Consider the following 15,531-nt stretch of genomic DNA (forward strand, 5'->3'; position numbering starts at 1 on the left):
ATTTCCTTGTTTTCAGCTCTCCGTATTATTGCGCACAAGGAGGAAACAGATCGACATCGCCAGTTCAGCAGGCAAAATCGGTCTGATTCAATATGATCCAGAGGGAGGAGCCTCAGAATGACAACCGCTGCCCAGGCAGAAGCCAATACCTTTCCGCCGTCCGCCGAAACCGTGGCCCGCACGCATGTTAACGCTGAAAAATACACTGAGATGTATGCGGCTTCGATCAACGATCCCGTCGCGTTCTGGGACGAACAAGGCAAGCGGATCGAATGGATCAAGCCCTACACACAAGTCAAAGACGTAAACTATGATTTCGGCTCGGTCGGAATCAACTGGTACGCTGACGGCACGCTGAACGTTTCGGCCAATTGCCTGGACCGCCACCTGCAAACCCGCGGCGATCAAACTGCGATCATCTGGGAACCGGATGATCCAAAAGACGAAGCGCAGCACATCACCTATGCCGAGTTGCACCGCCGGACATGCCGGATGGCCAACATTCTGGAATCGCTGGGCGTGCGTAAGGGCGACCGCGTCGTGATTTACATGCCGATGATCCCCGAGGCCGCCTATGCGATGTTGGCCTGTGCGCGCATCGGCGCGATCCACTCCATCGTTTTTGCAGGGTTCTCGCCTGATGCTCTGGCAGCGCGGATCAATGGTTGCGACGCAAAGGTTGTAATCACTGCCGACGAGGCCCCGCGAGGCGGCCGCAAAACCGCGCTGAAATCCAACGCGGACGCCGCACTTCTGCACTGCAAGGACACCGTTAAATGCCTGGTGGTCAAGCGCACCGGCGGTCAGACCACATGGATCGACGGCCGCGACTATGACTACAACGAAATGGCGCTTGAGGCCGATGACTACTGCGCCCCAGCTGAGATGAGCGCCGAAGACCCGCTGTTCATCCTCTACACCTCGGGCTCGACCGGACAACCCAAGGGTGTGGTGCATACCACTGGCGGCTATCTGGTTTTTGCATCACTGACCCATGAGATCACTTTTGATTACCACGAGGGCGACACCTACTGGTGCACGGCCGACGTGGGCTGGGTCACTGGGCACAGCTATATTGTCTATGGCCCGCTGGCCAACGGTGCGACGACGCTGATGTTCGAAGGCGTTCCCACTTACCCCGACGCGGGTCGTTTCTGGGAGGTTTGCGCCAAGCACAAGGTCAACCAGTTCTATACCGCACCAACCGCGATCCGCGCGTTGATGGGGCAAGGCAACGAGTGGGTCGAGAAGCATGATCTGAGCGACCTGAAACTACTGGGCACCGTGGGCGAACCGATCAACCCCGAAGCCTGGAACTGGTACAATGAGGTAGTCGGCAAAGGCAATTGCCCCATCGTAGATACATGGTGGCAGACCGAGACCGGCGGTCATCTGATGACCCCCCTGCCCGGCGCGCACGCGATGAAGCCGGGCGCAGCGATGAAACCATTCTTCGGCATTCAGCCGGTTGTGCTGGACCCGCAGTCAGGTGTCGAGATCACCGGAAACGGTGTCGAAGGCGTTCTGTGCATCAAAGACAGCTGGCCGGGTCAGATGCGCACCGTTTGGGGCGACCATGAGCGGTTCGAGAAGACCTATTTCTCGGACTACAAAGGTTACTACTTCACCGGTGACGGCTGCCGCCGTGACGAGGATGGTGATTACTGGATCACCGGTCGCGTTGACGATGTGATCAACGTCTCGGGCCACCGTATGGGGACCGCCGAAGTTGAAAGCGCGCTTGTAGCGCATGCCGCCGTGGCCGAGGCCGCCGTGGTCGGATATCCCCATGAGATCAAAGGGCAAGGCATCTACTGCTATGTCACTCTGATGAATGACCGTGAGCCGTCGGATGATTTACTGAAAGAGCTGCGCACATGGGTCCGGACCGAGATCGGCCCGATTGCATCACCTGACGTAATCCAGTGGGCGCCCGGCCTGCCCAAGACCCGCTCGGGCAAAATCATGCGCCGTATCCTGCGCAAGATCGCCGAGAACGACTTTGGCGCATTGGGCGACACTTCGACATTGGCTGATCCGTCGGTGGTCGAAGACCTGATCGAAAACCGTGCGAACAAGTGAGGATGTGATGGACGCTGCCACGATCACCACACCCGCTGTTCTGATCCTTCTCGGCCCTCCGGGTGCCGGGAAGGGAACACAGGCTCGTATGCTTGAAGACAAGTTCGGGCTGGTTCAACTCAGCACCGGCGACCTGCTGCGTGCCGCTGTTGCGGCAGAAACCGATGCTGGCAAAGCCGCAAAGGCCGTGATGGAGGCTGGTGATCTGGTCAGCGACGACATCGTCATTGCCATCCTTCGTGATCGCCTAACTGAGGCGGACTGCGCCAAGGGCGTCATTCTGGACGGTTTTCCTCGCACCACGGTTCAGGCCGAGGCGTTGGATGGACTACTTTCGGAAACCGGACAGAAGATCAACGCCGCCATCAGTCTTGAAGTCGAAGATGGCGAAATGGTTATCCGTATCTCGGGCCGCTACACCTGTGCCGGATGTGGCGAGGGGTTCCATGATACGTTCAAGGTCCCTGTTGTTAAAGGCAAGTGCGACAAGTGCGGAAGCACTGAGTTCAAGCGCCGCGCTGATGATAATGCCGAAACCGTCGCCTCACGTCTGGCGGCCTACCACGCGCAAACCGCGCCTTTGATTACTTATTACCAAGACCACGGCGTTCTGAAAGGTCTGAACGCCATGGGCAATATCGATGACATCGCGGGCAATCTGGAAAGGATTGTCAGCGACGCCATGAACTAAGGGAAGACGGTCCGCCCTGAATAAGGGCCCAATTCCTAAAGGAAAACTTCAAAGTACCCGCCGTGGCGGATCGGAGAAGTCGTGCCTGATGCCAAGCTGGCATTCGGCATTTCGAAAAGCGACCCCGCGCGTTGGAGGTTTAGGACAACGGGTCGCCCATGGAAGAAGCGAAGGAGGAACCCGCAATGGCGGATCAATCAACACACTCCGCGCAGACTGCCGAGGCCGACAAGGGCTATTGGCAGGCGAACCTGCGTCTCATCTACATCAGCCTCGTGATCTGGGCGCTGGTGTCTTTTGGATTCGGCATTCTGCTGCGTCCATTGCTGTCCGGCATTGCAGTTGGCGGCACCGATCTGGGCTTTTGGTTCGCTCAGCAGGGTTCAATCCTGGTCTTTCTGGTGCTGATCTTCAACTACGCCTGGCGCATGAACAAGCTGGACGCCGAATACGGCGTGGATGAGGAGTAAGCGGAATGGACCAGTTTACCATTAACCTGCTCTTTGTCGGCGCGAGTTTTGCGCTGTACATCGGCATCGCGATTTGGGCCCGCGCGGGTTCCACATCGGAATTCTACGCCGCCGGTCGCGGCATTCACCCTGTCACCAACGGCATGGCAACAGCGGCAGACTGGATGTCTGCGGCCTCGTTCATCTCGATGGCGGGCCTGATCGCCTTTACCGGGTATGACAATTCGACCTTCCTGATGGGCTGGACCGGCGGTTACGTGCTGCTGGCACTGCTGCTTGCGCCCTATCTGCGTAAGTTTGGCAAATACACCGTCTCGGAATTCATCGGCGACCGTTTCTACAGCCAGACCGCACGTATCGTTGCCGTGATCTGTCTGATCGTTGCATCGGTGACTTACGTGATTGGTCAGATGACCGGTGTGGGCGTGGCCTTTGGCCGCTTCCTCGAGGTGTCCAACACCTCTGGTCTGCTGATCGGTGCCTGTGTCGTGTTTGCATACGCGGTGTTCGGTGGGATGAAAGGCGTGACCTACACTCAGGTCGCTCAGTACTGCGTACTGATCACCGCCTACACAATCCCGGCGATCTTCATCTCACTGCAGCTGACCGGTACGCCGGTTCCGGCGCTGGGTCTGTTCAGCGACACCGCAAGCGGTGAGCCTCTGCTGACCAAGCTGGACGCGATCGTGACTGAGCTGGGCTTTAACGAATACACTGCCCACCACTCGAACACACTGAACATGGTTCTGTTCACGCTGTCGCTGATGATCGGCACCGCCGGTCTGCCCCACGTGATCATGCGCTTCTTCACCGTGCCCAAAGTGTCTGACGCCCGCTGGTCTGCTGGCTGGACGCTGGTCTTCATCGCTCTGCTGTATCTGACCGCCCCTGCGGTCGGCGCAATGGCGCGTCTGAACATCACCGACATGATGTGGCCCAACGGTGGCATTGAAGGTGGCGCTGTCTCGGTCGAGGATATCGACAATGATCCGCGATATGACTGGATGCAGACTTGGCAGAAAACCGGCCTGCTGGACTGGGAAGACAAGAACGGCGACGGCAAGATCCAGTACTACAACGACAAGAACGCCGACATGCAGGCACTTGCGGAAGAAAAAGGCTGGGTCGGAAACGAGCTGACCAAGTTCAACCGCGACATCCTGGTTCTAGCCAACCCCGAGATTGCCAACCTGCCGGGTTGGGTGATCGGTCTGGTCGCTGCCGGTGGTCTTGCGGCTGCTCTGTCGACCGCTGCGGGTCTGTTGCTGGCGATCTCGTCGGCGGTATCCCACGACCTTGTCAAAGGTGCGATCAACCCGCAAATCTCTGAAAAAGGAGAACTGCTGGCCGCTCGTATCGCCATGGCTGTGGCCATCGTCGTTGCAACCTATCTGGGTCTGAACCCACCGGGCTTCGCAGCGCAAACCGTGGCCTTGGCCTTTGGTCTGGCGGCTGCCTCGATCTTCCCGGCGCTGATGATGGGGATCTTCTCGACCCGTATCAACAACACCGGTGCTGTCGCAGGTATGCTGGCTGGTCTGACCGTAACCCTGGTCTACATCTTCCTGCACAAGGGCTGGCTGTTCATTCCGGGCACCAACTCGTTCACCGATGCTGATCCGCTTCTGGGTCCGATCAAGTCGACCTCGTTCGGCGCCATCGGTGCAATGATCAACTTCGGCGTTGCTTACGTCGTCGCTGGAATGACCAAAGAGACTCCGCCGGAGATCGTTGAATTGGTCGAAAGCGTGCGTATTCCCCGTGGCGCTGGCGCAGCTCAGAACAAGTGAGCATGATGCGGCATATGGTTAACTTTCCTGTGCCGCGTCTTTCGATCAACTTTTCCCGTCCGGCACTCCACCGGGCGGGATTTTTAAACCAGAAACCAAGGAGTGATTGATGCCCCTGTCCCATGACCAGATCACCCGGTTTCTAAAGTCCGTACATCCCTATGATGCCCTGCCCCCGGAAACGTTGGATCAGGTCGCAAAGCAGATCGAGGTATGGGAGGTCGACGAGGACTTTCCCGTATACGAATTGGGGCACACCCTGCCCGGCGTCTTTGTGATCTACGAGGGGCAAGTTGAGATTACCGATGAGAACGACGCTGTCGTGTCCCATCTTGGCCTGCGAAACTCGTTCGGAGAGCGCGGCCTGCTGAAAGACGGCAAGGCCGCGACCAAAGCGCGGGCGCATACGCCATCCGTGTTGCTGGTTTTGCCCCCCGACCTGGTGCGCCAACTTATAGATGGCCACGACGTCGTTTCGAAATTCTTCAATCGGACCCGTTCGAACCGGTCCGGTCCGCAGAGTCTGGCCACAAGTGCAATCGACGTCCTGATGGCCCATAACCCTGCGACCTGCACGCCGGGCACACTGGTTCAGGAAGCCGCCCGGATGATGCGCGACAAGCACATTTCCTCGCTTTGTGTAACCGAAGCGGATGATCTTCTAGGCATCGCCACACTGCGCGACATCTCAGGTAAATTCGTGGCCAATGGCATGCCTGCCGACACGCCGATCTCAGCGATCATGACGGCAAACCCGATCACCCTATCACCTTCGGATATTGGCTCGGACGTTCTGCATGTGATGATGGAACGCGGGATCGGCCACATTCCGATCAGCGAGGGGGGTCGTCTGGTCGGTATCGTGACGCAGACGGATCTGACGCACTATCAGGCGGTAAATTCGGCCGAGCTGGTCCGGCGGATTGCGCAGGCGGACTCGGCGGATCAAATGGCGGCGGTCACTGCTGACATCCCGCAACTTCTGGTGCAACTGGTGGCTGCCGGAAACAGGCATGAAATCGTAACCCGCCTGATCACCGATATCGCAGATACGGCGACCCGCCGCCTGCTGAAACTGGCCGAAGACAAACTGGGACCCCCACCCGTTCCCTACCTGTGGCTGGCTTGCGGATCACAGGGGCGGCAGGAGCAGACCGGCGTATCCGATCAGGACAATTGCCTGATGCTGGATGACAGCGTTTCGGACGCGGATATGGGCTACTTCGCAAAGCTGGCAAAATTCGTCTCGGATGGGCTGGATGTTTGTGGTTATTTCTATTGCCCTGGCGACATGATGGCCACTAACCCGCGCTGGTGTCAGCCCGTCCGTGTCTGGCGCGAGTACTTCAACGGCTGGATCGCCAAACCAAATCCAGAGGCACAGATGTTGGCTTCGGTCATGTTCGACCTCCGCCCTATCGGAGGGGCCTTTCACCTGTTCGACGATCTGCAGGCCGAGACTTTGGCAGCCGCCAACGCAAATTCGATCTTTGTCGCGCATATGATCTCGAACTCGCTAAAACACACGCCTCCGCTGGGTCTGTTGCGCGGGATTGCAACCATTCGGTCGGGTGAGCATCGCAACACGCTGGATCTCAAACATAATGGCGTGGTCCCCGTCGTTGACCTTGCGCGGATCTACAGCCTTCAAGGGCAACTGACCGAAGCCAATACCAGAGCACGCCTGAACGCCGCCGCATCAAGCGGTATCCTCAGTACCTCCGGGGCGCGGGATTTGCTGGATGCCTATGATCTGATTGCAGAAACCCGGCTTGAACATCAGGTCAGGCTTGTGAAGAGTGATCGGAAACCCGACAATTTCCTTCCGCCCTCGGACCTGTCGGATTTTGAGCGAAGTCATCTTCGGGATGCGTTCGTTGTGGTAAAAACCATGCAATCGGCAGTTGGTCACGGCAAGGGAATGCTGGGCTAAAGCGGCAGACACACGGAGAGATACATGTTTCTGGAACTGATCGGCACTATTTTTGCAGGCTTTGCTTTTGCCGGCATCGTAATGGTTCTAAACAAATTGACAGGTGGCCGCCTGCCCCGCTGGATGACACCCGTTGCCGCGGGTCTGGGTATGATCGGCATGACGATCACCAGCGAGTATTCATGGTACGACCGCACCCGCGATACCCTTCCCGAAGGTATGACCGTCATTCAAGAGGTCGAAAGCCGCGCCTTCTATCGCCCCTGGACCTATGCCGTGCCCTTCGTGGACCGCTTTGCCGCCATTGATGCCGGTTCCGTGCGCACCAATGAACAGGTTCCCGAACAACGGTTGGTGGAACTGTATCTCTTTGGTCGCTGGGCCCCGGTCTCAAAACTACCTGTAGCGGTCAATTGCAAAGAGTTCAGCCGCGCCAACCTTGCGGATGGGGCAGAGTTCGCGGATGACGGCCAACTGCTGAACGCCGATTGGATTGACGTCACTGCCAGTGATCCGATTGTTGAGGCAACCTGCGGAGTGTAACATGCTGACCCGGTTAAGCCTGCGTCTGCGCATTTTCCTGTTCTTCTGCCTGCTGGCCCTTGGCGCTCTGGCCGTCAGTTCTCTGGCGCTGTGGATCAGCTATCGGCGCGTCGCTGATCCGGGCCTGCTCGACGCATTCGTTTTTGCCGAGATCCTGATGGGTTTTGGGTTTCTGGCTTTGATTGCAGCAGTTTGGTTATTGTTCGACGACAATGTCGCTAAGCCAATCGAACGGATATCTGCTCAACTCAGAGCGCGCGCGCATGCCGGGGTCAGCACGGAATTGGACGCGCAGGCCGCGCGATATCTGGGCGATCTGGCACCAGCCGCGGCCGGGCTAGCGGACCAGCTGTCCGGCAAAACACTGGACGTGGCACAGGCCGTGGCCGAGGAAACCGCGCACCTGGCGGCAGAGAAACAACGTCTGACGGCCCTTCTGACCGAAATCCCAGTTGCGATGCTGTTGGCCGGCCCTACCCACAAGATCGTTTTGTATGATGGTCAGGCTGCCGAGGTGCTTGCACAGATTGCGCATCCCCGGCTGAATGCTTCGTTGTTGGAATATCTGAAGTCTGATCCGTTGGAAGAAGCTCATGCCAAGTTGGTGAAGACCGGGCTAGAGGTCACCTGTACACTGACCAGTGTTGATGGTGCCCAGAGTTACAGGGCGCGCATGAAACCCTTGGGCAACGCACCCGGGTATATGCTGGTTTTTGAGGACAGTGCTGCAAACATCGCGCCCGAGGCTGCGCGACCCTTGGTCTATGACTTCGACTTGCTGAACACGTCCACGGACGAGGCCATCGACAACCTTGCCCTGCGGGACTTGTGCTTTGTCGTGTTTGACACCGAAACCACCGGACTACTGCCCCACAAGGACGAAATTGTTCAGATCGGGGCCGTGCGAGTTGTCAACGGGCGGATCGTGGAAGGAGAACAACTGGACATGCTGGTTGATCCCGGCATCCCGATCCCTCCGGCCTCGACCAAGGTGCACAAGATCAGCGATCGCATGGTTCAGGGCGCACCGGACATTGCCGATGCCGGGCGCACGCTGCATCAGTTTGCCCGCGATGCAGTGATCGTGGCCCATAACGCGCCTTTCGACATGGCGTTTCTGCGGCGGCATGCCAAACGCATGGATGTCGATTGGGATCACCCCATTCTGGATACAGTTCTGTTGTCTGCCGTGCTGTTCGGGGCAAGTGATAAACACACGCTAGATGCTCTGTGCGAACGGTTGGACATCACCATCCCCGAACAACTGCGCCATACCGCCCTGGGTGATGCGGTTGCTACCGCCGAAGCGCTGGTCAGAATGCTACCGATGCTGCAGGCGCGCGGTATGACAACCTTTGGCCTGGTCGTTGAGGCAACGCGCCAACATGGTCGTCTGTTGGAAGACCTGAACTAGCTCGGAAAACACGCATACCGGACGCAGCTTTTAATGGACAAACCCCGCGCGTCGTGGCACCTGAGGCACGGCCACGGGATGAGCGCGCAATGACGGAAAAACAATTCACTCCAACCCCGGATCAAAGCACCGCTTTCCGTGAAGCGTTGGGGTGTTTCGGAACCGGTGTGACGGTGATCACCACAAACACCGATCAGGGCCCTCGGGCCATCACGGTCAACTCATTCGCGTCGGTATCGCTGGACCCGCCCCTTGTCTTGTGGTGCTTGGCCAAAGACTCCAACCGGTTCGACGATTTCAACGCCAGCCGACACTATTCGATCCACGTGATGGGGCAGGATCAGCAAGAACAGGCCCTGCGCTTTGCCCGGGATGGCAAGGATTTCTCGCACGCAGAATGGGCCCACGACCCTGCGCGCCGACCGCAATTATCCGGTTGTCTGGCCCGGTTCGATTGTCAGGTGCACGCACAACACGATGCGGGGGATCACCTGATCATTGTTGGTGAGGTTCAAAAGGTCATGTACCGCACCGGCAAAGGATTGATCTTTAAGCGCGGTCAATTTGGCGGCTTTGCTGACTTAATTTAGATTCACATGTCATAATGTGATAATGTTTGCCAGTTCTTCACCGAAAGTGGAGACTGCCCAAATGTTCAGCAAAAAGCATAGCTTTGTTTTTGTACACATTCCCAAAAATGCTGGCACATCGGTGTCAGCAGCTTTGAACACGCGCTTCGGCAAGCTCAGCAGACCGGAGAAACTGATTAACAGTGTTGCCAAAAGACTTTCCGGTAAAAAGATCATAACACCTGTCCAAAAACTCAAGGACCATGCCACAGCGGAGGAGTATCTTGAGCACCTGGGCACACAGTACTGGCAGATGTACAGCTTCGCATTTGTTCGAAATCCGTTCGATCGGGCAGTTTCGCTTTATCACTATATTCAGCAAACCCCTGTTCATTATCAGCATGATAAGGTGCGGGACTTTTCGTTCGAAGAGTTCCTGGCGTTCATTGCCAGCGACCCAAAATCGGCCATGCCCCAAACGTCGTTCCTGCTGAACGAAGATGGTGAATGCTTAGTGAAACAAGTCGGACGGGTTGAGACTCTGGACGATGATTTCCTGATCGCCTGCCGACATCTTTGTCCGGATCTAGGGGTGGGACACGTTAACCGGTCAAAGCGGAAACACGTCTCGGACTATTACGGTGCCGGATTGACGGATATCCTTATCCGGACTTACCAGCAGGATTTTGACGCCTTTGGCTACAGCACGGATGTTGCCACCCATGAAACCGGCAGTATGAAACTGAAAATGCACCCAATGCTTGGGCTTTAGATGTCACTCATCCAAGGAGCCATGAACCGCCAGTGCTTCCAATTGAGTCTCTTGCGGCGTGATCACGCGGAAAGCTTCACGCACTCCCGCATCTGACAGCTCACGCGAGACGGTTAGCAGCGTGTTTGGGTTATGCTCATCACACAGCTCGGACATATGGGCGATCTCGGCCTGTGCGACGTCCATGGCGGCCTCGACCGACGGTGCCCCGTAAAGCTGCACAAAATGTTCAGCAAGACTCTGCGCGATCTGATCCAGCTCGGCCTGTTCCACCTGCGTGACGGCGACGAATGTCACCCGCCCAAAAGTTTCCACACCCAACCAGCCATTTGCAAAAGCCTGACGTGCTTTGCCTTCAAGATCGCCCTCGCCCCAATTTGAGAACTCGAATCCGCCCGAGATGCACCATTCCCCGGTTCGGGCCGGAGAGTGGAACACGTTCATGTCGCTTTCGTCGAAATGGATTGCGCGGGCCAGTTTCATCATCCGTTCTCCAACAATTCCGTCAGTGGGCGAAGCTGCGTGTCAGAACCGTGCCGGATCAGCATACCGAACCGTTCATCCGTTCCAAGAAACACACCCGTTTCACCAATGGGCTCTCCGACACCGCGCAGCAGGCCTATCCATTCTCCGTGCACAGGCGCGTTGCCGTCCTCTTGCCAGCGGTTCAGCCATGTCATCGTGTGCCGCGACCAGCTTTCGACAAGCTGCGTTGCCGAGACATCAGCGCAGCCCTCGTCGTAAAGGGCGGTGACGTCCGGGTTTTCGCCCGGCGCCTCACTGGTTTGCAGCAGCGCCAAATCCCAACCGACGATCAGCCAATCCGGTTCCGCTTCTGGATCTGCATCCGAAGCTGCCACGCGGAACATCCCGCATTTCGCCCCGTTTACACAGATCAACCCGTCCCAGCCCAGATGAACCGCGACCTCAGGCGGAGCTAGCGCGCCCAGCGCGTTCTGAAACCCTACGGCACAGAGGGGCAGCATTGCCATCGCTTCGCTCAAGACAACCTCGGGGGCAAAAACGATGGCCACACGCAGACGATCGGCCTGAATGTTATAGACCACGGTACCAGCATCACAGCCCAGCGCGGCCATAGCCTGCGCGCGCTCGAACGGGTCTTCCCCACCCTGCACCGGGTGGCCCGTCAGCAATGGGGGAAAGACCGGCTCGCTCATGCGTTGCCCTTGGCAATCATGCCGCGCGCAATTTGGCGGAACGCTTCGGCTTGCGGACTGTCGGGCTTGCTGACCACGATCGGTGCACCGCCATCAGCGGCAACGCGGATATCCAGATGCAGCGGGATTTCACCCAGCAAGGGAACGCCCAGCGCCTCTGCCTCGGACTTTACGCCGCCATGGCCGAACACGTGCTCTTCATGGCCGCAGTTCGAGCAGATATGCGTCGACATATTCTCAATCATCCCAAGGATGGGCGTCTTGAGCTGGTTGAACATGTCGATCCCCTTGCGGGCATCGATCAGGGCCACGTCCTGTGGGGTCGAAACAACAATGGCGCCGTCCACGTTGAACTTCTGGCTCAACGTCAACTGCACGTCACCGGTGCCGGGCGGCAAGTCGACGATCAGCACATCCAGAGCGCCCCATTGCACCTGACCCATCATCTGTTGCAGCGCGCCCATCAGCATCGGGCCACGCCAGACAACGGCCTGACCTTCATTGGTCATCAGACCCATCGACATCATGGTGACGCCGTGGTTGCGCAATGGCAGGATCGTTTTGCCGTCAGGGCTGGCCGGGCGGCCAGAAACACCCAGCATCCGGGGCTGCGACGGGCCATAAACATCCGCATCCAGCAGACCCACGCGTCGCCCTTCGGCTGCCAATGCACAAGCGAGGTTGGCGGAAACGGTGGACTTGCCAACGCCACCCTTACCCGAAGCCACAGCAATAATTCTGTCCACACCCGGCACGGCCTGCGGTCCGGTCTGCGAAGGTTTCGGCTTGGGCTTCAGATCCGGCGGTGCTTTTTCAGAATGTGCGGTCAGCATCGCGGAAACTGTCGAAACACCATCGACCAGTTTCGCGGCCTGTTCGGCAGCGGCGCGGACGGGCTCCATACGCTCAGCCTGCTTGGGGTCGATCTCCAGCACAAAGCGCACTGTATCCCCTTCAACGTTCAGCGCGCGGACGACACCGGCGCTGACGATGTCCTGTCCAGAAACCGGATCGATGATCTTTCTCAGGTTTGCAAGAACTGCGTCACGAACACTCATGCGTCATTCTCCTTTTGGAACCCGGTGGTCAGGGCTCTGCGTATCGACAAGCTGTGGTTGCCGTTCATTGCACGTGTCTCCGTCTCATTCAGTTCATTTGACGCATTTGGTGCCGTGCCGTTAGGCTGAGGCATGCGCTTTGTCCTCTTGTGCCTGAGCCTGACGCTCTCTGCCACCCCCTCTTGGTCGCAAGAGGCGATTGGTCTTGCCGCGCCGGACGAGGTTGCTGACTCAGGTCTGCTGCAACATATCCTTCCTCGCTTTTCTCTCAAGACCGGGATCCGGGTTATTGCAGATGATGCCGGCGTTTTGGTGCTTGAAACCGCGCCTCCGGGTGATCCTGTGTTTGCGCGCGACGGCGTGATCTATCACCTTCGGATCGAAGAGGACGCCAAACATGAGCGGTTCCGCGACTGGCTGCTGTCCGATATCGGAAAACGGACGGTTGAAAGCTATGCGCCAGAGCAAGGCGCGCCCTTCTCGGCCAGCTTCGACATCGCAGCCGTGGAAACCGAAACAGTGATCGACGGCGATACGCTGCGCGGCGAGGAACTGTCGATGACCCATTGCGGTCGGTGCCATGTGATCGGACCAAAAAACCGGATGAATGGTCTGGGATCGACGCCCTCTTTCGCGGTGCTGCGCGCCATGCCGGACTGGTCGGAACGGTTCGAGGCGTTCTTCGCCCTCAACCCGCACCCCTCGTTCACACAAATCGACGGGCTGACACCTCCGTTTGATCCACAGCGTCCATCGCCCATCTATCCCGTCGAGATGACGCTGGATGATCTGGAAGCCATCCTTGCCTTTGTCTCGGTCATAACTGCAGCGGACTTGGGTGCGCCCTTACAGCTTCAGTGATCCTTTCGTTTTGAGAAATAATCCTCGGTCGTAACGACACGAGGCTTCGGGTTAGACTGGAACGGGTTGTCCTCTTGCTGGAACTGTGCGTTCACGCGGCAATTGTCACACATCTGGATCATCCGCGCCTTGTCCGAGGAGGCAAACATCGGATGTGTACCCGCAAGCTTTTCCATGATCCGTTCCACGGTGGACTTAACTCCAAACAGTGCCCCACATTCTACACAAGCAAACGGCTCCTCTTCATTCAGCACCTGCTGAGACAGGGCTGCATCGCTCAGGTCAAGCTGCGGGACAAGAGCAATCGCGTCTTCCGGGCAGATGCCTTTGCACAACCCGCACTGCAGACAAGCATCCTGCTGGAAGTTCAATTGCGGCTTGTCCGGGTTATCGATCAAAGCACCCGACGGGCACAGCGACACACAGCTGAGGCACAAAGTACAGGCATCCGTGTTGACAGCGATCGCCCCATAGGGCGCGTTTTCCGGCAAGGCCAGCGGCTTTTCAGCTTTGGGGTTCAGCGCCTGCGCGGCCAAACGGGCGATCTGGCGGCGGTTGCCCAATGGCAGCACCGGGTCGGCCAAAGGCTGAGGGACATCTTGCGCATAAAGGACATCAGACAGCGCATCCGGGTCGGCCTCATCCACCAACCCCAAGGCATTCGGCCCCGCAATTGCCAGCGCCAAGGCCAGTTCACGGTCCAACGCATCGCGCTCGGTAGTTGGGGATAGCAAAACGTCCACTCGCGCGAAACCATGCGCCAAAGCAGCCAGCATCTCGGCATGGCCAAAGCCTGAAATCACACTCAGCTCCAGCGGAATCACATCGGCAGGCAACCCACGTCCAAAACGGGCGGCCAGTCGGATCATCTCGGCCCCGTGGGCATTATGCACCAACAAGCGCGGCGCGGTTCCACCGGCCCGCCGATAGGTGCGCGCCAGGATGTGCATCCGCGACAGCAACGCCGAAACCGGCGGATCTTCGTAGGTGATCGCAGTTGACGGACAAACCGCCGCGCATTCACCGCATCCGGCGCAGATCATTGGATCGATTTCAACATGCTCGCCCGCAGGTGTGATCGCCCCTGTCGGACAGATATCCAGACAGTTCGTGCAAGCGACCTGTTCAGCCCGAGAATGTGCACACAGCGTTTCTTCCATCCGCACGTAAAGTGGCTTTTCGAAGGTGCCGATCAATTGGGCCGCCTCAAACGCCAGCCGTTCGACGGAAAATGGATCTTTGGGATCAGCCCGCAGATAGCCTTCGCGTTTGGCCGGGGCCTGAACCAATGGTGTGTCGCCCGTCAGGTCCAGAACGATGTCACAGCCCGATTGTGCCCTGTCACGTGCCTCTGTCCACATAAAAGCTCCGCGACCGCCGGGCTCAAGCTGCTGAAACGCGTCAAGCCGCATCGTAAATCCGCCCAACGCCCCATCGAGCGATTTGATACGCCCACGCACCACGTCGAACGCGCGCGAAAACGGCGCGGCCTCATCCGTGACCAGTACTGTAACTGCAAGCGTAACGGCCAGTTTTTCAGCAAGCGCAAATGCAACGTCGCCGGGACCGATGATCAGGCATGTGCCTTCGCTATAGACGTCTACGCTGGGCGTCACCGGCTGCGGCAACAAGGCTTCGGCGGCCAGGGCAGCCATCTTGGGGGCCGCATCCGCGCCCTCATCAGACCACCCGGCCCTGTCACGAAGATCAACAAAGCCCGGGGCGTCCACATTCAGTTCTTCGGCCAGGGCCTGAAACACTTCCTGCTCTTGTCCGCAGGCAATGATGGTGTCCCCCTGTTGTATCTCCGCGGCCGCCGCTTCCAACTCTCGCGTGCAAAGCGCTGTGAAAACCTTGGAACATTCCATCTCGCAGGCCGAACCGATCTTGTCGGAATTCAGAGGTTGAGACCCGGCGCAATCGCATAACAGTAGTTTGGTGCCCATGATCCTCCCCCGGATACTTCTCCACCTCTTCGCATCGCAGGCTGTATCCCCGTTGCTGGAATGTAAACCCTTTGGGACTGCGGGCCATTTGGCCACGGAAACCCCTTTCTTTACAATAAACAAAGGCGTCCGTTTGCGGGGATCACTATTTTGCTACCAGCCATTACGACTAAGGTCGTACGACGCGGGCTTGGCACCTGAGCGCTTTGTGTACCATAGTGGAC

14 protein-coding genes are annotated in these 15,531 nt (G+C 58.0%); 10 read left to right on the forward strand and 4 right to left on the reverse strand.

Features of this window, described 5'->3' with window-relative positions; all coding sequences use genetic code 11:
• Positions 1-117: 117 nt before the first annotated feature.
• From acs to AC2FJC_RS05310, 9 genes are all read left to right on the forward strand, one after another.
• Complete coding sequence (gene acs / locus AC2FJC_RS05270) at positions 118-2,082, forward strand: acetate--CoA ligase (RefSeq protein WP_496738690.1); 1,965 nt, start codon at positions 118-120, stop codon at positions 2,080-2,082.
• Positions 2,083-2,089: 7 nt separating this feature from the next.
• A complete protein-coding gene (locus AC2FJC_RS05275) occupies positions 2,090-2,773 on the forward strand; it encodes an adenylate kinase (RefSeq protein WP_496738691.1) in 684 nt (227 codons plus the stop codon).
• Between the two features lie 185 nt (positions 2,774-2,958).
• Entirely contained in the window at positions 2,959-3,243 is a 285-nt protein-coding gene (locus AC2FJC_RS05280) for a DUF4212 domain-containing protein (protein WP_496722375.1), read from the forward strand.
• A gap of 5 nt (positions 3,244-3,248) precedes the next feature.
• Positions 3,249-5,033 (forward strand): sodium:solute symporter family protein, encoded by a 1,785-nt coding sequence (locus AC2FJC_RS05285; RefSeq protein WP_058273825.1) that lies wholly within the window; start codon positions 3,249-3,251, stop codon positions 5,031-5,033.
• 109 nt (positions 5,034-5,142) lie between these two features.
• Complete coding sequence (locus AC2FJC_RS05290; RefSeq protein ID WP_496738692.1) at positions 5,143-6,966, forward strand: DUF294 nucleotidyltransferase-like domain-containing protein; 1,824 nt, start codon at positions 5,143-5,145, stop codon at positions 6,964-6,966.
• A gap of 24 nt (positions 6,967-6,990) precedes the next feature.
• Positions 6,991-7,509: a hypothetical protein gene (locus AC2FJC_RS05295; RefSeq protein ID WP_496738693.1), complete on the forward strand. Its 519-nt coding sequence runs from the start codon at positions 6,991-6,993 to the stop codon at positions 7,507-7,509.
• 1 nt (position 7,510) lies between these two features.
• Complete coding sequence (locus AC2FJC_RS05300; protein WP_496738694.1) at positions 7,511-8,923, forward strand: 3'-5' exonuclease; 1,413 nt, start codon at positions 7,511-7,513, stop codon at positions 8,921-8,923.
• 89 nt (positions 8,924-9,012) lie between these two features.
• On the forward strand, positions 9,013-9,513 hold the full coding sequence (locus AC2FJC_RS05305; protein WP_496738695.1) for a flavin reductase family protein: 501 nt from the start codon (positions 9,013-9,015) through the stop codon (positions 9,511-9,513).
• A 61-nt stretch (positions 9,514-9,574) separates the two neighbouring features.
• A complete protein-coding gene (locus AC2FJC_RS05310; RefSeq protein WP_496738696.1) occupies positions 9,575-10,264 on the forward strand; it encodes a sulfotransferase family 2 domain-containing protein in 690 nt (229 codons plus the stop codon).
• A gap of 3 nt (positions 10,265-10,267) precedes the next feature.
• Here AC2FJC_RS05310 and AC2FJC_RS05315 read toward each other — a convergent pair whose 3' ends face one another.
• The 3 genes from AC2FJC_RS05315 to AC2FJC_RS05325 are packed head-to-tail and all read right to left on the reverse strand — an operon-like array spanning position 10,268 to position 12,500.
• Positions 10,268-10,747, reverse strand: coding sequence for a DUF6505 family protein (locus tag AC2FJC_RS05315; RefSeq protein WP_496722363.1), 480 nt, complete (start codon positions 10,745-10,747; stop codon positions 10,268-10,270).
• A complete protein-coding gene (locus AC2FJC_RS05320) occupies positions 10,747-11,442 on the reverse strand; it encodes a biotin/lipoate--protein ligase family protein (RefSeq protein ID WP_496738697.1) in 696 nt (231 codons plus the stop codon). Before AC2FJC_RS05320 ends, AC2FJC_RS05315 begins: the two co-directional genes overlap by 1 nt.
• On the reverse strand, positions 11,439-12,500 hold the full coding sequence (locus tag AC2FJC_RS05325; protein ID WP_496722359.1) for an Mrp/NBP35 family ATP-binding protein: 1,062 nt from the start codon (positions 12,498-12,500) through the stop codon (positions 11,439-11,441). The genes AC2FJC_RS05320 and AC2FJC_RS05325 overlap by 4 nt, the downstream gene beginning before the upstream one ends.
• A 132-nt stretch (positions 12,501-12,632) precedes the next feature.
• Here AC2FJC_RS05325 and AC2FJC_RS05330 point away from each other — a divergent pair, with 132 nt between their 5' ends.
• Positions 12,633-13,361: a c-type cytochrome gene (locus AC2FJC_RS05330; RefSeq protein WP_496738698.1), complete on the forward strand. Its 729-nt coding sequence runs from the start codon at positions 12,633-12,635 to the stop codon at positions 13,359-13,361.
• Here the strand turns inward: AC2FJC_RS05330 and AC2FJC_RS05335 are convergent.
• Positions 13,355-15,307, reverse strand: coding sequence for a 4Fe-4S binding protein (locus AC2FJC_RS05335; RefSeq protein WP_496738700.1), 1,953 nt, complete (start codon positions 15,305-15,307; stop codon positions 13,355-13,357). The two genes, AC2FJC_RS05330 and AC2FJC_RS05335, sit on opposite strands and share 7 nt — an antisense overlap.
• Between the last annotated feature and the right edge of the window lie 224 nt (positions 15,308-15,531).

The organism is Ruegeria sp. CDSB117 (assembly GCF_059611005.1).